Here is a 22,725-nt window from a genome sequence, read left to right on the forward strand (position 1 = left end):
GGAGGGCCGCCTTCCTGCTGTGCCAAAAGGGTGGCTGAGGAGCCGGGTCGGCGTCTGCCTGTCGGTGGCGGACGGCATACTCGGCGGCATGCAGCGCATCGACGGCCACCTGGTCCTGAGCCCGACGGACCTCACCAAGCACGTGGCCTGCGCGCACATCACCACCCTCGACCTCGCCGCGCTCGACGCCGCCGAGACTCGCGGCGCCCGGCCCTCTGGCGCCGACGACTCGCTCAACCTCGTCTTCACCAAGGGACTCGAGCACGAGCGCGCCTACCTCGACCGGCTCGTCGCAGAGGGTCGCGTCGTCGAGGACATCGCGGCGCTCGGCCTGCGCGGCATCGCCGCCGAGGCGGCCACCGTCGACGCCATGCGTCGCGGCGTCGACGTGATCTACCAGGCCACCTTCTACGACGGTCACTGGGTCGGCCTCGCCGACTTCCTCCTGCGCGTCGACCTCCCCGAGGGTGGACGCAGCGACCTGGGCCCGTGGCGCTACGACATCGCCGATACCAAGCTCGCCCGCCGGCTCAAGGTGCCGGCGCTGCTGCAGATGGCGACGTATGCCGCCCGCCTCGAGACGTTGCAGGGTGTGCCTCCGCAGTGGCTGACGGTCGTCACCGGCGACACCGAGGCGCACCCGTGGCGTCTCGTCGACGTGGCCCCCTATGCGCGCCGCCGCCGGGCCGAGCTGCTCGACGCCATCGCCAACCCGCGCGAGACCGAGTCGTCCCGTGTCCAGCACTGCGGCCAGTGCCGCTGGAAGGAGCGGTGCGCGCAGGAGTGGCTCGACCGTGACGACCTCATCCAGGTCGCGGGCATGCGCGCCGACCACCGGGCCGCCCTCATCGACCTGGGCATCCCGACGCTGCGCGCCCTGGCCGCCTCGACCGACGAGCAGCTCGCGCCCCGCCTCTCGACGGGCACCCGCCGCCGCCTGCTCCAGCAGGCCCGGCTCCAGCTCGCCGAGCGCGAGACGGGGCGGGCGCAGTACGAGCTGCTCGACCCCGAGCCTGCGCGCGGCCTGCAGATGCTGCCCGATCCCGACGACGGCGACGTCTACCTCGACTTCGAGGGAGACCCGTGGGCCGACGGTGGCGCCGGCCGCGAGTACCTCGCCGGCATCTGGACACGGCAGGGGGAGTTCGTCGAGTTCTGGGCCCATGACTTCGACGAGGAGGGGCGCCTCACGTCCAACCTGCTCGACTGGCTCACCGAGCGCTGGCGGCTGCATCCCGGAATGCACGTCTACCACTACGCGCCCTACGAGACGACCGCCCTCAAACGGCTCGTCGGACAGCACGCCACCCGCGAGGCCGAGCTGGACCAGCTGCTACGCCACGAGGTCTTCGTCGACCTCTACGCCGTCGTCCGGCAGGGCGTGCGCATCAGCAAGGGCTCCTACTCCATCAAGAAGCTCGAGGAGTTCTACTGGGGCCACACGCGCAAGGCCGAGGGTGACGGCGTCGCCGACGGCCTGTCGTCCGTGGTCGAGTACGAACGCTGGCTCGCCGGCCGTGACGACGGCGATTCCGACCAGACGATCCTCGACGACATCCGCCGCTACAACGAGGAGGACGTCCGCTCCACCCTCGCCCTCCACGACTGGCTCGAGGCGCGGCGGGCCGAGCTGGCCGCGTCCGGGCACGATCTGGCCCGACCGGTGCCCGAGGAGCTGCGCGAGATCGGCGACGAGGAGCGGGCCGAGATCCAGCTCGCCGAGTCCCTCGTCGACGCCGGGCACCACCTGATTGCCGGGCTCGTCGGCTGGCACCGGCGTGAGAAGCGCCCCGAGTGGTGGGACTTCTTCCGCTACAAGGAGCTCGAGACGGCCGAGCTCGTCGAGGACGGCACTGCCATCGGCGACCTCGGCGAGCCAGAGGAGATGCGGATCGTCAAGCGCAGCAAGGTCTGGCGCTACCCGTTCCCGCCGCAGGACTGCAAGGTGGCCGTCGGCAAGTACGTGCCGGACGTCGACACGCACGCCCCCGTCGGCAAGGTCGTCGGCCTCGACGCCGTCGACGGCTGGGTCGAGCTGTCGATGAAGAAGTCGCTCGAGCCACCGCGGCCACGGGGCCTGGGCGGCCCGGGCCCGGTCATGGACAAGGAGCTGCGGGCCAGCATCGCCCGCACCGGCGCGCTGGTCCTCGGCGGACGCAGCAACCTCGCCACGCGCCTCCTGGACCGCGTCGTGCCGCCCGCCGACGTGCTGCGGCCTCGCGAGGGTGAAGCGCCCAAGGACGTCGTCGTGCGCGTCGGCCTCGGCCTGGACGGCGAGGTGCTGGCGGTCCAAGGCCCTCCCGGCACGGGCAAGACCTACGCCGGCTCTGCGCTCATCCGCGAGCTGCTCGACGCGGGCCTGCGGGTGGGCGTCACGGCGCAGTCCCACGCCGTCGTGCTGAACCTCCTCGACGAGGTGCAGCGTCCTGCGTGGCACAAGGACGGCACCAACATCGAGGAGGGTGCCGAGCCCGACGACCCCAACGCGCTGATCCGACACACCACCGACAACGCGCAGATCGCGGCGGCTCTCGCGAGCGGCGAGGCCAACCTCGTCGGCGGCACCGCCTGGCTCTGGTCGCGCGAAGACATGGTCGACTCCGTCGACGTGCTCGTCATCGACGAGGCGGGCCAGTTCTCGCTCGCGAACGCGGTCGCGGTCGCTCCGGCAGCCAGATCTCTTGTCCTGCTGGGCGATCCGCAGCAGCTGACCCAGCCGACAAAGGCTGTCCACCCCTACGGCTCGGGCGTCTCGGCGCTCGACCACGTGCGCACCGACGACGACGGGGGAGTGCACGACGTCATCCCGCCTCACCGCGGGGTGTTCCTCGACCGCACGCACCGCATGCACCCCTCGCTCACCGCGTTCGTGTCGGAGCTCGCCTACGAGGGTCGGCTCGAGTCCGCACCCGGCCGCGACCTGCTCGCAGTCGACGCGCCGGGAGCCCTCTCCGGGGACGGGCTCAGGTGGGTCCCCGTCGAGCACGACGAGCCCTGCGAGCAGTCGAGCCGGCAGGAGGCTGCTGTCGTGAGCGAGCTCGTGGCCGACCTGCTCAGCGGCACGTGGACCGACGCCGCTGGGGTGACCAGGCCCATCGGCATCGACGACATCCTGGTCGTGGCGCCGTACAACGCCCACGTCGCCACGCTCGCGTCCGCGCTGCCCGCGGGGGCCAGGGTCGGGACCGTGGACAAGTTCCAGGGTCAGCAGGGAGCGGTGGTCATCTACTCGATGGCCAGCACGACCGCGGCGCTCGCGCCACGCGGAGTCTCGTTCCTGTACGACCTGCACCGGCTCAACGTCGCGATCTCCCGCGCGAAGGCCATGGCCGTGCTCGTCGGCAGCCCGCTGCTCACCGACGCCGAGGTGCACACGCCGGACGAGCTGCGCGCGGTCAACGCGCTGTGCCGCTACGTCGACGAGGCCAAGGCGGTCTGAGCTCGGCCTCGAGCGGGCCCTGCCAGGGTGGGTCTGCCGCCAGTCGCACTGTGGCGCAGTCGAACTCGTTGTCCACAGATGTGTCGCACCCCTTGCCATGTTATCGAACATTTGTTCTACTGGAGGTAGGGCAACGAGCAGACAGGGGAGGTGGCCGTATGCCGTACATCGCGTCGTCGCGAGCCTCCGCCGGCCTGCTCGGTGGCGGTTCACCCCGGGTGCTCGACGTGACCTGGGTGCCTGACTCCAGGCGAGTGGGCGGTTCGCTGCAGCCGGTCGTCTCGGTCCTGTCGGCCGCCTTCGCCGGGGAGGTCGAGTACGAGAGCTCGAGCAGCCACGGGGAGGCGCATCGCGCCTCCCGGTCTGCTGCCCGCGACGTGGCCGGCCTCGCGGTTCGCTGTGCACTCGACGCGGGTGTGGCGGAGAGGTCGATCGATCGGCCCGAAGGAGCGGGCGGAGCGGCGCGTGATGAGCGGGCCCGGTCGGTCAAGGTGACCGAGACGCTGCTGCGGGCGAGTGAGCGGGTGATGGCGCGGGTCGAGGAGCTCGAGGCCGCGAAGGCGCGCGTGGAGGCCGACCTGATGGCTGCGTACGGGGCCTTGCACACCATCGCCGAACAGCAGATCCAAGCCTTGCCGGCGGGGTCCTCACGGCGGGCCGCGGCGCTGGTCTCGCCGGTGCGGGTCGTCGCGGAGGAGATCGCGCTCGCGACCGGCGTCGGGGCCGGAGAGGTCGGGCGCCGGTTGACGCTCGCGACAGCCCCACGGCGACACCGGCGTCTGCTGGCCGCGCTGCGAGAGGGCGGCACGTCGCTCTACCGGGCGGTGCAGGTCGCGTCCGAGACGGTCCAGCTGCCGGATGCGGACGTCGCGGCGGTGCAGGAGGCGGTGCTCGCCCCGTCGCGGGACGGGCGCCCGGTGGGGCAGCGGACGTTCACGGCCCGGTTGCGGCGCGCGGTCGCCTCGGTCGACACCCGCGGCACGGCCGAGCGGCGCGACCAGGCCAGGGCGCGGCGGGGGGTGTTCGGGCGGATGGTCGAGGACGGCATGGGCTGCCTGACGATCACGGCTGACGCGGGCACGGTCGCGGCGATCCTGGACCGGCTCGACACGACCGCGCGGAGCCTGCGCGGCACTGGCGATCCGCGCACGCTGGACCAGCTGCGCTGCGACCTGGCCACCCACGCCCTGCTGCGCAACGCCCTCACCCCGTGCGACGCCGGCGTGGTCGGCGGCGCTCGGGCCACGGCGACCGGCGAGCCCGCCGCCGCGGGTGCGGACGGTGTGCCGGTGCCGTTCACGGGTGACGCGGCGGCGCGGGTCTGGCTCGTCGTGCCCTTCGAGGTCGCCACCGGCCAGAGCGACGCCGGGTGCGAGCTGCCCGGGCACGGCTGGGTCACCGCCGCCCACGCCCGCGAGCTCATGACCCGCCCCGGCTCGGTGTGGCAGACCCTCCCGGTGAATGTTCGCGACGGCCGCGCGATCTCCCGCCCCACGAGGGCCTACCGGCCCACTGACGCGATGGTCGAGCACGTCCGGGCGGTCGACGGCACCTGCCGTGGACCTGACTGCCACGTCCCCGCCGCCCGCTGCGACCTCGACCACGAGACGCCGTGGCCGGCCGGTGAGACGTCGGTGGGCAACGTCTATGCCAAGGAACGTCGGCACCACAACCTCAAGACCCACCAGGTCTGGACCAGCACCCCGACCCCTGACGGCGGCTTGCAGTGGACCACCCTCGCCGGGGCCCGCTACACCACCTACCCCAAGAACTGGCGGGACGGCATTGGTCCGCCACAGGGCACGGATCCACCCGATTCGGCTCCGGCAGTGCACGATCCGTCAGATGAACCCCCGCCACCGTTCGGGCTCGACGACGTCCCGCCGTTCTGAGGCTGTCCGACCTGCACCTCGCTGGTCTCGGGCCTGGACCTGCACGAGAGCGCGCTGACCGGCCTCACTGTTGGGGTAGCGCGGCCTCGTCGGTCAGGCACAGCACTGCATGCACGCGCGACAGGAGCCAGTGGCTGCGACCGAGGTTGGCACCCGGTACATCGGGCACGAGGCTCCAGTGGCGCAGAGACGCGTAGGCGCGGGCCAGCATCGCGTCATCGTCCTCGGGAGAACGACGCTCGCGACCAAGCAGCTCCCGCGTCGCGTTGTCGAGGTCGACGCCGAGACGCTGGCAACCTAGGCGCCGTGGGCGGCGACGTGCCAGAGCCGTCCCTCACCGCGGAGTCCCGGCAGCGCGTCGCGGATGGAGCGTTCGGCCAGCTCGGGCGCGACGCCGAGGTCGACGGCATACCGCAGGGCGACCGCGGGGGTGCGCTTGGTGCCGAGCCGGCAGTGCACGAGCACGCGCTTGCCCTCGGCCCGGAACTGGCGCAGCGCCGAGGACGCGTCGTCGAGCACGAAGTCGAGGTGCGGGTTCGAGTCCTCGTGCTCGCCGTCGTTGATCCAGAACTCGATGTGGTCGCGGGCGGTCATGCCCTCGGCCGGGATGTCGTCCAGCCCGAGCGGACACAGCGACACGATGGCCTGCACCCCGAGCTCGCGCACGCGGCCGAGGTCGGTGATGGTTCCCAGCACGATGTCCGGGTCGATCGGGTGGGGGATGCCCTGCGCGGGGATGTCGGCGTCTGCCATGGTCTCGACCGACGGCCAGATGCCGGGTCGGCGGCCACCCACGGACACCGACACCGCCAGCTCCACGAGGTCGTGGGCGCGCAGGCCGGGCCAGCCGTGGACCATGCGACGCCACTGCGTGGGCACCGCCGACGCGCCGTACCGCGCGCCGAGCAGCGATCCGGCGATGGCGGCGACCGTGTCGGTGTCGTGTCCGGCGCGCACCGCGGCCTGCAGCCCGCGCTGCAGGTGCATGGCCGAGCCGTCGCCGCGGTCGGTCGTCGTGATGGCTGCCCACGCGTCCTGGAGGGCCGTGACCGTGAAGCCGTTGTTGCCGAACTGTCCGGGCTCGGCTCCGGTGGCCGCCTCGATCCAGTCGCCCCACTTGCCGACGTTGGCGGCGCTGACGAGGTCGACGCCGGCGGTGAGGTCGAGCCGCCCCTCGGTGACAGCGACGCGGATGGCTTCCGACCACAGCACGGCCGAGTCACCGGCGAGCGGGTCGGCATGGGTGAGCTGCGCGATGGCGCGCGCCGCGCGGGCCGTGGCCTGCCGGTCCCCGAGCGCCGAGAGCCCGACGATCGGGGTGCGCATCAGGGCGCCGTTGCCGGCAGTGAGGCCCGTGCGTGCGTGCAGCGCCTCGCTGGCGGCAGTGAGCCGCTCGTGGGGTGAACCTCGCAGCGACTTGGCGTCGGTCAGCACCGCTTGCGTCTGCACGCCGACGTCAGTGGCTCCGCCGTCCAGCCAGGCGGTGAACGCGTCGGAGATCGCATCGAGCGCCTTCGCCGACGTGAGGTCGTGCCCCTCGGCTGCCACGCGAGCGACGCACAGCGTCATCTGGGTGTCGTCGCTCCACTCGCCCGGGTCGTAGGGCCCGAGACCGCCGCCCTTCATGACGGCCTCGCCGACGGGCGGGGCCGCCATCTCGTACGGCACCCCCAACGCGTCGCCGCAGGCCTCGCCGAGCAGCACGCCGGCTGCGCGGTCCATGGCGAGGGGCCGGATCGACACGGTCGCTCCTCGAGGTCGGGCCGCGTGGCAGGCAGGGGCGGCAGGTGGCTCGTCGAGAGCAAAATACCGGGCCATGACCTTCGGGCTCGCTCCCGGGACCGCGCGTCGGACAGAGCCCGCGTACGCCGTAGGCTTCTCGCGTGCTCCAACCCCTGACCGTCGTGCTGCTCGTCGCGTGCGCCGTGCTCGGCCTGCTGGCCGCCCATCACCTCCTTCGCGGCCGTCTCGTCGACGACCCGATCGTGCTCGTCGGCGCCGCACTCGAGCTGGCCCTGCTCGTCCAGCTCGTCGTCGGGCTCGGCAAGGCGTCGGCCATCGGGGACGGTGCCGAACGCGCCACCTTCATCGCCTACCTCTTCACCGTGCTGGTGGTGACGCCGGCTGTGATGCTCATCGCCATCAAGGAGAAGACCCAGTGGGCGATGGGGGTCGTCCTGGGCGGTGCCTTCGTGGTGGCGATCCTCGTGGCCCGTCTGCAGCAGGTCTGGAGCCTCAATGTCTGAGCCGAACGTGAACGCCGAGACCGGTGCGACCAGCGAGACGGGACCCGCCGAGCGACCCCACACCGGCCACGGCTTCGGGCGCCTGCTCGTCGCCGTCTACGGCCTGCTTGCCCTGGCGGCCACCGGTCGCTCGATCCTCCAGATCACGGAGTACTTCGACCGCGCTCCGGTGCCGTTCCTCCTGTCGGCGCTGGCCGCGCTCATCTACCTCGTCGCGACGTTCGGGCTGGCCCGAGGCGACCGTGCGTCGGTGCGGCTGGCCACGATCGCCCTCGTCATCGAGCTGGCCGGTGTGCTCGTCGTCGGCACGTGGTCGCAGGTCCGGCCGGAGGCCTTCCCGGAGAAGACCGTCTGGTCGCACTTCGGGCAGGGTTACGGCTACGTGCCCCTGCTGCTGCCGGTCCTCGGCCTCTGGTGGATCCGCCGCACCGCCCGCGCCACCGAGGACTTCGACCCCGCGGCCGTGGCCGGCCCGGACGAGCACGGCGACCCGACCGGCACGAACCCCGCGCGGTCAGCGGACTGACGCCGCGCCGATAGGGTTGCGGCCATGAGCGAGCAGACCCCTGCCCCTGCGCCGACCACCGCGCCGACCCCCGCGCCGCCCACCTCGCCGAACCCGGACAGCACGTCCGTGTCAGCGCCCGTGGCCGGCCCGCTGACGGTCCGTGAGATCAGCGCCGACGAGGCCGTCGACACGCTCCTCGAGCTCGGCGGCAGCTTCCTGCAGACCCCCGCGTGGGGGCGGGCCAAGCAGGGCTGGCGCCGCACGCACCTCGGGTGGTTCGACGCCAGCGGCGCCCGGGTGGGGGCCGGTCTCGTGCTCTCGCGCACCATCCCGCGGCTGTCGCGCTCCTACGCGTACCTTCCCGAGGGGCCCGGCCTGCCCTGGGAGCTCGTCGCCGCAGAGCCCGCCCGGTGGCTCGACCCCCTCGTCGCCTGGGCCAAGAGCCGCAAGGCGTTCGCCCTGCGCCTCGGCTATCCGGTCGTCTCGCGCATCTGGGACCGCGAGCCGGTGAAGAAGCAGGTCGTCGAGAACGGTCTCCTGAGCTTCACGACCCTGCCCACGGCAGTCGACAACCCGACCGCACGCACCCTCGAGGCGTGGCTCGACCGAAACGGCTGGCTGCCGCTCGGCGCCGACGGCGTGGCTGTGGGCCAGCCGCGACTGCTCTGCATCGTCGACCTGCGCGGGCGCACCGAGGCCGAGCTGCTCAAGGGCATGAACCAGCAGTGGCGCCGCAACGTCAAGAAGGCCGAGAAGGCCGGCGTGCAGGTGCGGGCTGTCGGCCCCGAGGGCCTCGACACCTTCCACGACCTCTACGTCGAGTCGGCGCAGCGTGACAACTTCCTGCCGCGCCCCAAGGCGTACTTCGACGCGATGGTCCGCGCCTTCGACTCCGAGGGCGCCGCCGCCAGTGAAACCGAGCCGCGCGTGTCGGCCCGGTTCTACGAGGCGCACGTCGACGGCGACGTGCTCGCCTCCGCCCTGATGATCCGTTTCGGCCGCACGTTCTCCTACCTCTACGGTGGGTCGACCGAGCGCAACCGCGACGCCCGCGCCTCCAACGCCCTGCAGTGGCAGGCGATGCGCGACGCCTCCGCCGCGGGCTGCGACGCCTACGACTTCCGCGGTTTCAACACCTCTCTCGGTGCGACGAGCCCGCTCACCGGGCTGCTGCTCTTCAAGCTCGGCGCCGGCGCCGACGTCGTCGAGATGGTGGGGGAGCGCGAGCTCGTCATCAGTCGTTTCTGGCACTTCGCCTTCGCGCGGGCGATGGCCGCTCGGATCGCGATCAACAAGCGCCGCAAGGCTGCTCGCGCCAGCACCGACGCCGACGCCGCCGACGTCTGACGGCCGGCGGCCGCGGCTCAGCGGCGCTGGATGTCGTAGTACGGGCTGATGTAGCAGTTCGCGTAGCCGCGACCCTGCTGAGACGTGACCACGATGCCGTCCACCAGGATGCGGCACGACACCGCCCCGCGGTCACCGGAACCCGTGGGGTCGTAGAGGCGTACGCGAAGGCTGTAGTAGTCGTTGCTCGACACGTTCTTGCCGATCGGTGTCTCGAACGCGACCGGCGCGGTGCGGACCGGGTAGTCGTAGCGCGTGTGGCGGGCGTCCGAGAGCGACACCTCGACGCGGGCGCCGCCGGCGGCATACGACTCGAAGCGGATCGTCCGGGCATCGGTCGGCACCGGGGTCACCGGGATGTCGGGCACCTTCACGATCGGCGGCGGGGCTGTCCGAGGTGAGCGCGTGGGCGCCTGCGCGCCGGAGGGTGGGCGTGGCGCGGCCGGCGACGTGACTCCGGGCAGCTGGGGAACTGCGATGGAGCGCGACGGAACGGCCGGGCGAGCCAGGGTGGGCCGGACGCGCGTGGCGCCGGTCGTGGCCCGCTCCAGGGGGTCGTCCGTCAGGCTCGCGACGGCCCAGACGCCGGCCGGGATGAGCAGTCCCGCCACGATCGCGACGACGTGCCACGCCTGGAGGCGGCCGCCGAGGAGGCGGGCAGCCTGACCGCCACGCAGGTCCAGGGTCCGGGATGCGGGGACCTCAGGCGGCCCGGACCGCACGGGCGCGTGACCCGTGGGCTGCGCGCCCGAACGCTGCGGCACCCAGCTGGGCTCGACCGGTGCCTCGCGCCCGAAGGAGCTGTCGTATGCCGGCGGCCCCGCGGGATCGCTGCCGTCGTCGCCCGGGTCGGGCAGGTCGGCAGGGGAGGCCGGGGAGGCCGGGGAGGCCGGCGGCGTCGAGGGCTGGTCTGTCATGGGTTCCCCTGTGTCATGTGGTTGCTCGTGAGTGCGCAGCGATCTGGTGTGCCGGTCGCGTCCTGCTGCTTCACATCCGCGGTGAGCAGGTCACGTCCGAGGTCCCGGTGTCGACGGCGACGAGGATGTCGTCGGCGTAGATGCGGCACTGGAGCGGGCCGGGGTCCGGGGTGGAGGTCCGGGCGGTCACGGTGAGCGTGGCGGGGCGCTCGTCGAGGAAGAGCTCCTCGGCGTACGGCGCCTGACTCGTGCTGCTCCCCACGGACTGTCCGGCAGCGAAGGACTCGACGTCGATGTAGGAGCCTTGCGCACCGACGACCTCGACGCGGAGGACGGTCGAGTCCGCGGGGACGTCGAGCACGGTCGGCTGGCCCTCCAGGAGAGTGGCGTCGATCGAGGCGGCGTCGACGACGGGTTCGCTGCGGACGAACACCGGGTCGGGACCGGCGCCGCCCATCGGCATGTCGCCACCCATCGGCATCTCGACGCCGGTGCCCCCGTCGCCGGTGTAGCCGACGTCGTCGTGGAAGCCGCCGGAGAAGAAACCGAGCATGACCGGTACGAGCACCAGCGCCGCCAGCACCTTGGCCCCGCGCGAGCCGTTGCCGCTGCGGGAGCCCGACGCATACGCACGGTTCGGCGGTGTCGTCAGGACCGAGCCGGGCGGCACGTTCGGCTGCCACGACGACACCGAGGGCGCCGGCTCGGCGGGCCGCGGAGCCCAGGCCTCCGGGGGGAGCGACGTCCCCGCCCCCGCGGCAGCACCCGCTGCGGAGCCGTCCCGACCGATGCCGTCGTCGTCGGGGAAGGCGACATGGCGGTCGTGCTGCGGGTCCGGGAGCTCCGGGCGGTGGGGGTCTGAGTCGGACAACACTGCCTCGTTTCGGGTCGGGACCACGGTAGGTCCTGTGCCACGTCGTTCGTCGCACATCAGACCGCCAGGTTGCTCGGCGAGTTCCCGACGTGGCGGAGACGCTTGCGGCTCAGTCGGCCCCCGGCCTCCACCCGCCCACCCGCACCTCGGTGCCGTCCACGATGTCGACCGGGGAGGTGGGGTCGAGCTGCACGACGGCGGGCGTGGAGCCGTCCGTGACGACGAGCCACAGGACTCCCGCGCGCTCGACGCCGGCGGCGGCCAGGTCGCCGCGCCACCCGAGGTCGACGTGCGCGCTGCCGCCCGGCTCCAGCGGGACCGTCTGGGGCTCGCCGCCGTCGCCGGTGAGGCGGCCGCGCGGGTTGGTGAACGCCGTCCCGGCCGTACCGCGGGCCGCGACCGTCGCGTAGCCCGCCAGCACGCACGGCACACGGCTGTGGTTCGTCACCCTGACCCTCATCTGTCGGTAGCCCAGAGCCGGCTCCACCGGACCAGCCACGAGGTCGAGCTGACCGGGCGAGCAGGGCCCGTCGGGAAACAGCGGCTCGGCAGGGTCGCCCGGCGTCGGCGTGCCCGTGCCGGGCACGGCGATCGACGGCTCCGTCGGCAGCACCGTCATGGCTGTCGAGGTCGGCTCCGGCAGCTCGGGTGGGGGTGGCGATGCGCAGCCCGCGAGCAGGCAGGCCGAGACCACGACGGTGCCGAACGGAAGGGTCACGGTGGATCGCACGACCGCAACGCTAGGCGAGCGATGCCGCCACCCGCGCGCCGAGCACGTGCACGGATATCCGTTCGGAGGCACCGACCCGGCCCGCCTATCCTGTCCGTCATGCCCGAAGAGCCTGCGAACGCCCCAGCGCGCTCGCGGCCACCCCGGCGCCGGGGTCGCCCCGGGCAGGGTTCCCGCCGGCGACCCACGCAGGGCGGACCGACACCCGAGCAGCGAGAAGCACGTCGCGCGGCACGCGCGGCGACCGTCCCGCCGATCACGTATCCGGAGCACCTGCCCGTCGTCGACCGGCGCGAGGACATCGCCGAGGCCATCCGCGACCACCAGGTCGTCGTCATCGCCGGAGAGACGGGTTCGGGCAAGACGACCCAGATCCCGAAGATCTGCCTGGAGCTCGGGCGCGGCCTCGACGGGCAGATCGGGCACACCCAGCCCCGCCGCATCGCAGCCCGCGCGGTGGCCGAGCGGCTCGCCGAGGAGCTCGACGTCGAGCTGGGGCAGGCCGTCGGCTACCAGGTGCGCTTCACCGACCACGCCACCCGCGACACCCTCGTCAAGGTGATGACCGACGGCATCCTGCTCGCCGAGATGCAGCGTGATCGCGAGCTCCGGCGCTACGACACGATCATCATCGACGAGGCCCACGAGCGCAGCCTCAACATCGACTTCATCCTCGGCTACCTCAAGCAGCTGCTGCCGCGCAGACCCGACCTCAAGGTCGTCATCACGTCCGCGACGATCGACCCCGAGAAGTTCGCGGAGCACTTCGCCGACCCGACGACGGGGGAGCCCGCCCCGATTATCGAGGTCTCCGGTCGCACGTTCCCGGTCGAGATCCGCTACCGACCGCTCGTCGACCCCGACCGTCCCGGCGACGACGAGCGCGACATGGTCACGGGCGTGTGCGAGGCCGTCGAGGAATTGTGGACCGAGCGCCACACCGGCTCGGGCAGCGACATCCTCGTCTTCTTCTCCGGCGAGCGTGAGATCCGCGACGCCGCAGACGCGCTCAACGGCATGAAGCTGCCCGTGACGGAGGTCGTGCCGCTCTACGGCCGCCTCTCCGCCGCCGAGCAGCACCGGGTCTTCTCGCCGCACACCGGACGACGGATCGTCCTGGCCACCAACGTCGCCGAGACGTCCCTCACCGTCCCGGGCATCCGCTACGTCATCGACACCGGCACGGCGCGCATCAGCCGCTACAGCCAGCGCACCAAGGTGCAGCGGCTGCCGATCGAGCCGATCAGCCAGGCCTCGGCGAACCAGCGCAGCGGCCGCTGCGGGCGTGTCGCCGACGGCATCGCGATCCGGCTCTACTCCGAGGACGACTACGACAGCCGCCCCGAGTTCACCGACCCCGAGATCCTCCGCACCAATCTCGCCTCGGTCATCCTCCAGATGACGAGCCTCGGCCTCGGCGACATCGCGCGCTTCCCGTTCGTCGACCCACCCGACTCGCGCCAGATCGTCGACGGCATCAGGCTGCTCGAGGAGCTCCAGGCGTTCGAGCCGGAGGACGAGACCGGGCCGACAGGTCGAGGTCGCCGGCGTCCGGGACGCCGCCTGACGGCATACGGCCGCACCATCGCGACGCTGCCGATCGACCCGCGCCACGCGCGCATGGTGCTCGAGGCCGACAAGCGCGGCGTGCTGCGTGAGGTCCTCGTCATCGTCGCGGCACTCTCGATCCAGGACCCCCGCGAGCGGCCCCAGGAGAAGCAGGAGCTCGCCAACGCCTCGCACAAGAGGTTCGCCGACGAGACGAGCGACTTCATCGGCTGGCTCAACTTGTGGGCCTACCTCAAGGAACAGCAGAAGGCCCTGAGCTCCAGCGCTTTCCGCCGTCTCTGCAAGGCCGAGTTCCTGCACTACCTCCGGGTGCGCGAGTGGCAGGACCTGCACAGCCAGGTGAAGCAGGCCGCCAAGCAGGCCGGCCTCGACGTCACGCGCGGCAGCGTGCACGGCGAGGTCGACGCCGACGCCGTGCACCAGTCGCTGCTCTCCGGTCTGCTCTCGCACGTCGGCGTCCGTGACGAGCAGAAGCGTGAGTATGCCGGCGCGCGGGGTGCGCGTTTCGGCATCAGTCCAGGGTCGGCACTCTTCCGCAAGCAGCCGCAGTTCGTCATGGCCGAGGAGCTCGTCGAGACGACACGCCTCTGGGCCCGGATGAACGCGCGCATCGACCCGGCGTGGGCCGAGCAGCTCGGCGAGCACCTCGTGAAGCGGCAGTACTCCGAGCCTCGCTGGTCCGGACGTCGTGGTTCCGCCGTGGCCACCGAGCGCGTCACGCTCTACGGCGTGCCGCTGGTGGTGGGTCGCCTCGTCGGGCTCGGCCGCATCGACCCCGAGCTCGCTCGCGACCTCTTCGTCCGACACGCCCTCGTCGAGGGCGACTGGCACACCGAGCACGCCTTCCTGCGCGACAACGCCGCGCTCGTCGAACGCCTCGGCGAGCTCGAGGCGCGCACCCGTCGACGCGACATCGTCGTCGACGACAGCACCCTGGTCGCCTTCTACGACAAGCGGATCCCGGCCGAGGTCGTGTCGGGCCGGCACTTCGACACGTGGTGGAAGAAGGCCCGGCGCCAGACGCCCGACCTGCTGACCTTCACCGAGGAGCTGCTGCTCCGCGAGACGGCCGGCAGCCTCGCCGACGACGACCACCCGACCACGTGGACGCAGGGCGAGAACGTCCTGCCGGTCACGTACCAGTTCGAGCCCGGCTCGGAGCAGGACGGCGTCACGGTCCACATCCCCGTCGACCGCCTCAACCAGGTCACCGCCGACGGCTTCGACTGGCAGGTGCCTGGCTTCCGCGAGGAGCTCGTCACGGCGCTGATCCGCAGTCTCCCCAAGGGGATCCGCCGCAACCTCGTGCCTGCGCCCGACCACGCGCGGGCCGTGCTGCCCGAGCTCGACCCCACGACCGGCCCCCTGCTCCCGACGCTCGCGACCGTGCTGCGCCGCCGGGCCGGGGTCGCCGTGAGCGCCGCCGACTTCGAGTTCGAACGCGTCCCCGCGCACCTTCGCGTGACCTTCCAGGTCGACGGTCCCGACGGAAAGCCGGTCGCCACCGGCAAGGACCTCGAGTCGGTCCGTGAGGTCGCGACGCCGCAGCTGCGCCGGCAGGTGAGCCGGGCCGGGTCGGGCATCGAGCGCGCCGGGCTCACCGAGTTCCCCGACGAGGGGGTCGCACCGACCTTCGAGAGCACGAGCGGCATCCAGGGCTTCCCCGCGCTCGTCGACGTCGGCACGGCGGTCGACCTGCGGGTGCTGCCCACCCGGGCCGAGGCCGACGCGGAGCACCGCCTCGGCGTCCGCCGCCTGCTGCTCCTCGGCATCACGCCGCCGTGGAAGCAGATCCTCGCCCGGCTGACCAACGCCCAGAAGCTCGCGCTCGGGCACAACCCGCACGGCAGCGTGCCCGCCCTGCTCGACGACTGCCTCGCCGCCGCCGTCGACGCGATCCGGGACGACGCCGTGACGGACCGCATCGACCACACCGTGCGCACCCGCGAGGACTTCGAGTGGGCGCTGTCCGCCGTCCGCACCCACACGACCGCCAAGGTCGTGCAGGTCGTCGGCCTCGTCGAGCCGATCCTCGCCAAGCACCTCGCGCTGACGAACCGGCTCGCCGAGCTCGACCGGTCGAGCAGCACCGCCATCCGGCCGATGTTGGCCGACGTGCGCGCCCAGCTGCGCGAGCTCGTGCGCCCCGGTTTCGTCGCCGACACGGGCATGCGCCGCCTGCCGGACCTCGACCGCTACCTGCGCGCCATCGCCCACCGGCTCGACAAGGCCCCGGCCAACCTCGCGCGCGACGCGCAGGCCCTCGACCAGGTCGACCTGGTCGAGGGCCGCTACGCCGACCTGCTCGACTCGCTCCGGCCCACCCAGCGAGGTGCCGCCGACGTCGTCGACATCGGCTGGATGATCGAGGAGCTGCGGGTCTCGCTCTTCGCGCAGACCGTCGGCACGGCGTACAGCGTGTCCCCGCAGCGCATCCTCAAGGCCATCGCGAAGGTCAAGGCCTGACCGCTGTCGCCGGAAGCGCCACCCCGCGGTGGGGAATCATGGGGAATCATGGGGTGGAGCGGGACGTTGGACGTGAGGACCGCGTACGACGAAAGGCCAGACCGTGCAGGACCCGACCGAGCTCTTCCAGTTCGAGAGCGACACCTCGCCGAGCATGCTCCAGGAGCTGCAGGCCTCCGTGCTCGTCGTCGCCCTCGGCGGATTCATCGACGCCGGCCACACCCAACGACTGATGGCCGACCACATCCTCGAGACGCACGAGTCGCGCGTCATCGCCTCCTTCGACGTCGACCAGCTGCTCGACTACCGCGGCCGTCGACCCGTGATGGTCTTCGACCGCGACCACTGGACGAGCTACGACGACCCGAGCCTGCTGCTGCACCGCGTCGTCGACAAGGAGGGCGTGCCCTTCCTGATGCTCGTGGGACCCGAGCCCGACTACCAGTGGAACCGCATGGTCGAGGCCACGACCCAGCTCATCGACACGTTCGGTGTCGACCTCACCGTCAGCGTCCACGGCATCCCCATGGCGGTGCCCCACACCCGCCCGCTCGGCGTGACCGCGCACGGCACCAACCCCCGGCTCGTCGTCGGCAACGACCCGGCGTTCGGCCAGGTTCAGGTGCCCGCGAGCTTCTCGTCACTGCTCGAGTTCCGTCTCGGCGAGGCCGGACGCGACGCCATCGGGTTCGCTGTGCACGTGCCCCACTACCTGGGCCAGAGCGAGTTCGCCGACGCCGCCGTGCTCGGCCTCGAGCGGGTCCGCGCCGCGACCGGCCTGGACCTCGACCTGCGCGACCTCGCCGCTGCCGCGGGCCTGAACCGCGCGGAGATCGCTCGCCAGATGGAGGAGAGCGAGGAGATCACTGCCGTGGTCCGCGCCCTCGAGCAGCAGTACGACACCTTCCTCGAGGGCCGGCAGCAGCGCAGCCTGCTCGCGACGGACCTGTCCGACCTGCCGACCGCCGACGAGATCGGCGCCGAGTTCGAGGCCTTCCTCAAGGACGTCACCGACGACGAGGAGTAGCCCGCTCCGGGCGCCGGCTCAGGCTTTGGCCTCGCTCCAGCGGCGCACGACCGAGGTGTCGGCGACGAAGCGCACCTCGTCGGTGCCCGCCCAGGTGCGCGCTGCGCTGCCGAGCGTCTGCTCGACGGCCAGGGCTGCTGCCTCGGCGTGCTGCTCGGGCACGTGCACGAGCAGCTCGTCGTGCAGGCACAGCACGATCTGACCGCCCAACGGACGCACCGCGTGCCGCACCGTGGCCGCCCAGGCCTTGAAGAGCTCTGCCGCCGACCCCTGGATGACGGCGTTGCGGGCGTAGCGCCCCCGCGCCCCGTCGGCCCCGGTGGCGGAGAACTCGCCCGCACCGGGACGGCCGGCGGCGAGGTCCTCGGCGACGGCACCCGCCACGGGCACCCCGCCGAAGCGGATGAGCCGGCCGCCCCACGTGCGCACCGGCCTGCGGGCGACCCCGTCGGCGTACGCGCGGTCGAGCAGCCCCATGGCCACGGGGTAGGCGCGCTCGAGGTCCTTGAGCGCCTCACCGGCGGCGCCGGAGCGCTGGCCGTACATCGCGGCGAGCACGGCCACCTTGGCCTTGGGTCGGTCGGCGCCGAGCTTCGCGGCGACCGGGGCGTAGAGGTCGTCGGCGCGCGTGGCCTCGGCGAAGGCACGGTCGGCGCTGACGACGGCGAGCACCCGCGGCTCGATCTGGCCGAGGTCGGCACGGACGAAGACGTGACCGGCCGCGGCGCAGATCGCGGGGCGCAGGGGAGCGGGGAGGTTGTGCAGGCCGTTCTGCGCCGTCATGCGCCCGGCCGCGCCGTCGCACGCCGTCCAGCCGCCCCGGAGCCGGTCGTCGGGGCCGACGTGCTCGTCGAGCCAGCGGTAGCCGTAGGTCGTCGCGATGCGCTCGTCCTTGCGCCAGCGCAGCAGGGCGTCGACGAGCGGGTGGGTGTGGCGGTACGGCTCGAGCACCCAGGCGCGCGTGTTGGGCACGTCGACGCCGACCGAGAGCAGCAGCTCGCGCACCTGGCCTGGGTTGCGCAGGTCGGTGCCCTGACGCCCTCGGGCGTGGCGCAGCACCGCCTCGTCGCGCTCGGCACGGATGGTCGCCGCGTGGGCGTCGTCCCGGGCCCGCGGCCCTGCGGACGCAGCGATGAGGTCCTCGGCCGCGGCCCGGTCGACGGGCAGCCCGTCCCGCTGCAGCTCCAGGCAGAGCACGGCGGCGGCCGACTCGGACCAGACCGTGCGTTCGAGCCGCGCGACGTGCGCGCCGCCGATGCCCTCCAGCGCGTCCCGCTGGGCGCGCTGGCACTCGAGCGCGAGCTGCGCCAGCTCGCGCAGGCGCCCGTCGTCGGTGGCCCGCGCCGACGCGTCGGCGATGAGATGGCCGTCCGGCGTGAAGATCGACACGTCGTCCCCCGCCGCCGCGTCGAACAGGTCGCCGTCGAAACCCCTCAGGCGAGGCACCCGCGGCGCCGGCACCTGCGCCTCGTCGAGTCCCCGACACCCGGCGACGACGTGACCCGGGGTGGCCCACCAGCCGCCGTGGATGATGCGGTGCGCCTCTGCGAGGTCCCAGGTGCGGTTGACCTCGACGCCCCCAGCGAGGACGCCCTGCAGCGCGGCGGCCGCCGACCAGACGACCCAGCGCGGCGCCAGCCGGGCGTTGAGGTCGACGAACCGCGGGGTCACCTCGCCGAGCGGCCACGACTCGTCGACGCCCGGCCCGACGGCATACGCCCCGGACGGCCCCAGCACGAGCGCGACGAGTGGCGGCCCGGACGCCTTGTCAGCCAAGGGAGCTCGCGATGCGATCGACGGCCTCGCGCAGGATCTCGGGCGAGGTGCCGAAGTTGAGCCGGGCGCAGGTGCGGTTGCCGGAGCCGAAGATCGCGCCGGGCGAGAGCGCCACGCGCGAGCGGTGCAGCAGCTCGAGCGCCGGGTCGGGGCCCAGGCCGAGGCCGTCGAGGTCGAGCCAGGCGAGGAACGTGGCCTCGGGCATCACGAGGCGCACCCCCGGCAGGCGTTCGGACACCAGGGCCCGGAGCAGGTGCCGGTTGGCGTCGAGCTCGGCGACCAGCCGGCGCAGCCAGTCGCGCCCGTCGCGATAGGCGGCCGCCTGCGCGATGACACCGAGGTGGCTGGCGCCGTAGGTCAGGAAGGGGTGGAGGCGGCGCACGTCGTCGACGGAGTCGGCGCCCGGCACGACGACGGCCGCCTTGAGCCCCGCGAGGTTCCAGGACTTGGAGGCCGACGTCACGGTGAACCCGCGCTCGGTGCCGGCGACGGTGAGGTAGGGGACGAAGGTGCTCGTCGGCATGACGAGCGGCCCGTGCACCTCGTCGGACACCACGCGCACCCCGTGGGCGTCGGCCAGCGCTGCCAGCGACACGAGCTCCTCGGCCGAGTGGACCGTGCCCGTCGGGTTGTGCGGGTTGGAGAGCAGGTATGCCGTGCGCTCGCCGGCCGCGGTGAGCTCGCCGAAGACCGTGGCGAGACGTTCGAGGTCGAGCCGGTGGTCAGCGGTGAGCGGTGCCTCGACGACGCGGCGACCGCACGCCTCGATCACCTCGAAGAAGGCGTTGTAGGCAGGCACGCTGGTCACGACCGGACCGCCCGGGTCGGTGAGGAGGCGGAGCAGGTGCGTGACGCCCGACAGCACGTCGGCGACCCCCACCGTCACGGACGGGTCGACCTGCCAGCCCATCTCGTCGGCGGCGAAGGAGGCGAAGGCTTCGATGTAGGACTGCGTCGTCGCGTAGCCGGTGTCACCGCACCCCACGGCGGCCTGGACGGCCTCGACCACGGGCGGGCACGGAGTCGAGTCCATCTCGGCGATCCACATCGGGATGACGTCGTCGGCGTAGCGGCGCCACTTCACCGAGGTGCGGTCGCGGCTCAGCTGCACCAGCGGGACCGACAGGATCGGCGCGTCGCCCGCTGCGCCGCCGACCTCGTCGCGCGTCTCGACCATGGGGTGACCCTACGAGACCGCGCCGACGCCCGTCGGACCGCACCGACCTGGTGACGTCCCGGCGAGCGCGGGTACGGGCGTAGCAGACCGACGACCTGCGCCGACGCCGCCGCCGACCCATCCGGCATACGGTGTCGACTGCAGGTCCGTCGGGCCGCACACACACGTCGAGCGAAGGATGGAAGCCTGTGGGCATGTTGGGTTGGGGCAGGAACGAGACCGTCGCGGCGTCGGACGCCACCGCCACACGGGTTCGCGACGCCAAGAGCGCCGGCGCGCTCGAACGCGCCGCCCAGCCGCCCCAGGGCGGGCTGTCCGGCGCCGCCACCCGGCTCGTCGAGCGGCTCCTCGACATCGGCATCGACGGCAAGGGCCCGTTCGACTCGGCACACACGGTCGCGGCCAAGGCCCTCCAGCAGGCGGGCGGCGACCGTGACCAGGCGCTGCGCATCCTGCTGCGCGACCACCGCCAGCTCGGCGCGGTGGGCGGCTTCGCCACCGGGCTCGGCGGGTTCTTCACGATGCCGGTCTCGCTGCCCGCCAACGTCCTCGAGTTCTACCTGCTCGCGACGCGGATGACGGCAGCCACCGCCAAGGTGCGTGGCTACGACATCGACCAGCCCGAGATCCGGTCGGCGATCCTGCTCACCCTCACGGGCGCCGACAGCGACGACCTGCTCAAGAAGGCCGGCCTGCAGGTGGCCGGAGGCAAGCTGTCCTCCCTCGCCTTCGAGCGGCTCCCCGCGCCGGCCCTCATGGTGCTCAACAAGGCCGTCGGCTTCCGGCTGCTCGGTCGCATCGGGCAGGGCACGTTCGCCAAGCTCGGCCGCGGCGTGCCGCTCGTCGGCGGCCTCGTGGGGGCGGGCGTCGACGTGTACATGCTCGGGCGTATCGGCAAGCAGGCCGCCAAGGAGTTCCCGCCCGTGGAGACCTTCGGCCGGTGACCCCCGGGCCAGCCATGAAGAACGCTTCGCGCATCAAGACGGCTGCGGCCGTCGCTTCGGTCGTTCGCGCCTCGCTGCGTCCCGGGGGCCCCGGCATCGCCGAGCGGGTGCAGGCGGTGCCACGGCTGGTGCGCAGCACCGTCGAGGGCACGTATGCCGGCACGACCCTCCGGCGCCTCGGCCTCGTCGCGGGTGCGATGGCGTACGTCGCGTCTCCCGTCGACCTGCTGCCGGAGGCGGTTCTGCCCGTGCTGGGCGCGGCCGACGACGCCGTCGTGATCACGTGGGCCGTCAAGACGTTCTTCGAGGAGACCGACCGCTTCATCGCGTGGGAGATCGGGCAGGGCGCCCACCTGCGTGGGCAGCCCGGCCCCGCGCGCCGGAGCTCTGGGCGGACGGAGTCCGGGCGGGCTGAGCTCCTGCGCCTGCCCGAGGGGATGCGCCAGGCGGCCACCGACCGCGTCCTCGAGTCCGTGCGCAGGCGCCTCGAGGGCTGAAGCCCCACGATCCACACCCCCTCGGGCCGAGCGGCCCCGGTCCACAGGCGCGCTCGGGGGTCTGCCGGTGAGCGGCAGACGCGGCCACGCTCGGGACATGCCGAAGATCTCACTGTCAGGGCCAGCGGAGCTGCTGACCATCATTCCCTTCCACCTCGGCTTCCAGCCCGAGCGCAGCGTCGTCGTGGTGTGCTTCCACGGCAAGCGGCTCGGGCTCGTGGCCCGGCTCGACGCCGTCGGCGACCCGCTCGCGTCGGCCTCGGCGGCCCAGCTGCTGCCGACCGTCCTCGAGGGCTCGCCGTCGTCGGTGGCCGTCGTCGGCTTCGAGGACGAGCCGGACGGGTCGCTGCCGCTGCTCGAGGAGCTCGTCGAGGGCCTCGAACGCGCCGGTGTGGTCGTGCGCGAGCGGCTGGTCGTCCGCGAGGGCAGGTGGCGTTCGGTCGGCTGCGACTGCTGTCCCGACGAGGGTTGGCTGCTGCCCGAGCAGGCCGACGTGCCCGCAGTCGCGAGCTACGTGGCGCTCGGCCACTCCGTGCTTCCTGACCGCGCCGGTCTGGCCCGCCTGGTCGAGCCCCTCGAGGCCTCCGCCCCGCGGTACGCGCTCACGGTCGGCGCCATCGAGGACTGGCAGCGGCGGTTCGCCGAGGCCGGACGCCCTTCGCGCAGGTCCGGCCCTGCCCGCGGCGGCCTGAGCGTGCTCGACGGCGGTGAGCTGTCGGCGCGACAGTTCCTCGTCAACGACGCGCTGGTGGCCTGGGGCGGCCTGCTGCACGGTGAGATCGAGGGATTCGGGCTCGAGCACTGGTTGCCGGCGGTGGTCGGCCCTCTGGGCGACAGGGAGTTTCGCGATGCCCTCGTCGGGTGGCTCTGCCCCGGTGCGTCCTCGCTCGAGTCGCTCCCCGACGAGCTCGTGACGATGCTGGAGGTGTTCCTCGGTCCCGACCTCCGGGTCTTCTCTGCGACGCCGGCGGGCCACGTCGGGTCGACGGGCTCCGCCGGCCGCCTGGACCCGGAGGGTTGGGACGACTGGGACCACGCTGCCGCGCCGCGCCTGCTGCTCTCCCGGCTCGAGGCGGTGTGCCGCATGACGCCGGCCGCCCACGCCGCCCCCGTGCTGTCGCTGCTCGCCTCGCTGGCCTGGTGGTCCGGTGACGGGGCCCGTGCCGGCATCGCGGCCGACCGGGCGCTCGAGCTGGAGCCCGACAACCGCCTGGCCGGGCTGGTCCGGCAGTCGCTCGACCACGGCCTTCGCCCGCCGGCCTGCGCCTGAGTGGGGCGACCGTCACGGTGTCCTGCGGACCCGGTGGTCGTCGCGT

General features: G+C 72.9%; 16 protein-coding genes. 10 read left to right on the plus strand and 6 right to left on the minus strand.

From position 1 onward, the window contains the following. Nucleotides 1-88 precede the first annotated feature (88 nt). Both ACYVNR_RS02175 and ACYVNR_RS02180 read left to right on the plus strand, forming a co-directional pair. Nucleotides 89-3,439 (plus strand): TM0106 family RecB-like putative nuclease, encoded by a 3,351-nt coding sequence (locus ACYVNR_RS02175; RefSeq protein WP_461046253.1) that lies wholly within the window; start codon nucleotides 89-91, stop codon nucleotides 3,437-3,439. Nucleotides 3,440-3,597: 158 nt separating this feature from the next. Beyond that, nucleotides 3,598-5,331, plus strand: coding sequence for a 13E12 repeat family protein (locus tag ACYVNR_RS02180; RefSeq protein ID WP_461046255.1), 1,734 nt, complete (start codon nucleotides 3,598-3,600; stop codon nucleotides 5,329-5,331). Nucleotides 5,332-5,628: 297 nt separating this feature from the next. Here the strand turns inward: ACYVNR_RS02180 and ACYVNR_RS02185 are convergent, their stop codons facing one another. Continuing rightward, a complete protein-coding gene (locus ACYVNR_RS02185) occupies nucleotides 5,629-7,074 on the minus strand; it encodes an ADP-ribosylglycohydrolase family protein (RefSeq protein ID WP_461046257.1) in 1,446 nt (481 codons plus the stop codon). 140 nt (nucleotides 7,075-7,214) lie between these two features. Here ACYVNR_RS02185 and ACYVNR_RS02190 point away from each other — a divergent pair, with 140 nt between their 5' ends. The 3 genes from ACYVNR_RS02190 to ACYVNR_RS02200 are packed head-to-tail and all read left to right on the plus strand — an operon-like array spanning nucleotide 7,215 to nucleotide 9,432. Further along, on the plus strand, nucleotides 7,215-7,577 hold the full coding sequence (locus tag ACYVNR_RS02190; RefSeq protein WP_461046258.1) for a hypothetical protein: 363 nt from the start codon (nucleotides 7,215-7,217) through the stop codon (nucleotides 7,575-7,577). Continuing rightward, nucleotides 7,570-8,103 carry a hypothetical protein gene (locus ACYVNR_RS02195; RefSeq protein WP_458800981.1) on the plus strand — a complete coding sequence of 178 codons (534 nt, stop codon included), beginning with the start codon at nucleotides 7,570-7,572 and terminating at the stop codon, nucleotides 8,101-8,103. Before ACYVNR_RS02190 ends, ACYVNR_RS02195 begins: the two co-directional genes overlap by 8 nt. A gap of 24 nt (nucleotides 8,104-8,127) precedes the next feature. Continuing rightward, the gene (locus ACYVNR_RS02200) at nucleotides 8,128-9,432 is read left to right on the plus strand and encodes a lipid II:glycine glycyltransferase FemX (protein ID WP_461046260.1); all 1,305 of its coding nucleotides are present in this window, start codon (nucleotides 8,128-8,130) and stop codon (nucleotides 9,430-9,432) included. 17 nt (nucleotides 9,433-9,449) lie between these two features. Here the strand turns inward: ACYVNR_RS02200 and ACYVNR_RS02205 are convergent, their stop codons facing one another. The 3 genes from ACYVNR_RS02205 to ACYVNR_RS02215 all read right to left on the minus strand — a co-directional run bounded on the left by ACYVNR_RS02205 (nucleotide 9,450) and on the right by ACYVNR_RS02215 (nucleotide 11,953). Then, entirely contained in the window at nucleotides 9,450-10,349 is a 900-nt protein-coding gene (locus tag ACYVNR_RS02205; protein WP_461046261.1) for a hypothetical protein, read from the minus strand. A gap of 70 nt (nucleotides 10,350-10,419) precedes the next feature. Further along, on the minus strand, nucleotides 10,420-11,220 hold the full coding sequence (locus ACYVNR_RS02210) for a hypothetical protein (RefSeq protein ID WP_461046262.1): 801 nt from the start codon (nucleotides 11,218-11,220) through the stop codon (nucleotides 10,420-10,422). 112 nt (nucleotides 11,221-11,332) lie between these two features. Next, entirely contained in the window at nucleotides 11,333-11,953 is a 621-nt protein-coding gene (locus ACYVNR_RS02215) for a DUF4232 domain-containing protein (protein WP_461046264.1), read from the minus strand. A 99-nt stretch (nucleotides 11,954-12,052) separates the two neighbouring features. Between ACYVNR_RS02215 and hrpA the strand changes: the two genes are divergently transcribed. Together hrpA and ACYVNR_RS02225 are read left to right on the plus strand one after the other, a co-directional pair. After that, nucleotides 12,053-15,988, plus strand: coding sequence for an ATP-dependent RNA helicase HrpA (gene hrpA / locus ACYVNR_RS02220; protein WP_461046266.1), 3,936 nt, complete (start codon nucleotides 12,053-12,055; stop codon nucleotides 15,986-15,988). A gap of 103 nt (nucleotides 15,989-16,091) precedes the next feature. After that, nucleotides 16,092-17,015 (plus strand): proteasome assembly chaperone family protein, encoded by a 924-nt coding sequence (locus tag ACYVNR_RS02225; RefSeq protein WP_045193064.1) that lies wholly within the window; start codon nucleotides 16,092-16,094, stop codon nucleotides 17,013-17,015. A gap of 18 nt (nucleotides 17,016-17,033) precedes the next feature. On the opposite strand, the gene ACYVNR_RS02230 is transcribed toward ACYVNR_RS02225, so the two are convergent. Both ACYVNR_RS02230 and ACYVNR_RS02235 read right to left on the minus strand, forming a co-directional pair. After that, the gene (locus ACYVNR_RS02230; protein WP_461046268.1) at nucleotides 17,034-18,791 is read right to left on the minus strand and encodes a DNA polymerase; all 1,758 of its coding nucleotides are present in this window, start codon (nucleotides 18,789-18,791) and stop codon (nucleotides 17,034-17,036) included. After that, nucleotides 18,784-19,968 carry a MalY/PatB family protein gene (locus ACYVNR_RS02235; protein WP_461046270.1) on the minus strand — a complete coding sequence of 395 codons (1,185 nt, stop codon included), beginning with the start codon at nucleotides 19,966-19,968 and terminating at the stop codon, nucleotides 18,784-18,786. Before ACYVNR_RS02235 ends, ACYVNR_RS02230 begins: the two co-directional genes overlap by 8 nt. Nucleotides 19,969-20,162: 194 nt before the next feature. Between ACYVNR_RS02235 and ACYVNR_RS02240 the strand changes: the two genes are divergently transcribed. From ACYVNR_RS02240 to ACYVNR_RS02250, 3 genes are all read left to right on the plus strand, one after another. Next, complete coding sequence (locus ACYVNR_RS02240; RefSeq protein ID WP_461046272.1) at nucleotides 20,163-20,912, plus strand: EcsC family protein; 750 nt, start codon at nucleotides 20,163-20,165, stop codon at nucleotides 20,910-20,912. After that, nucleotides 20,909-21,409, plus strand: coding sequence for a YkvA family protein (locus ACYVNR_RS02245; RefSeq protein ID WP_461046273.1), 501 nt, complete (start codon nucleotides 20,909-20,911; stop codon nucleotides 21,407-21,409). The genes ACYVNR_RS02240 and ACYVNR_RS02245 overlap by 4 nt, the downstream gene beginning before the upstream one ends. 97 nt (nucleotides 21,410-21,506) lie before the next feature. Beyond that, nucleotides 21,507-22,679 carry a DUF4192 domain-containing protein gene (locus tag ACYVNR_RS02250; RefSeq protein ID WP_461046274.1) on the plus strand — a complete coding sequence of 391 codons (1,173 nt, stop codon included), beginning with the start codon at nucleotides 21,507-21,509 and terminating at the stop codon, nucleotides 22,677-22,679. Nucleotides 22,680-22,725: the final 46 nt, after the last annotated feature.

The organism is Terrabacter koreensis (assembly GCF_054783315.1).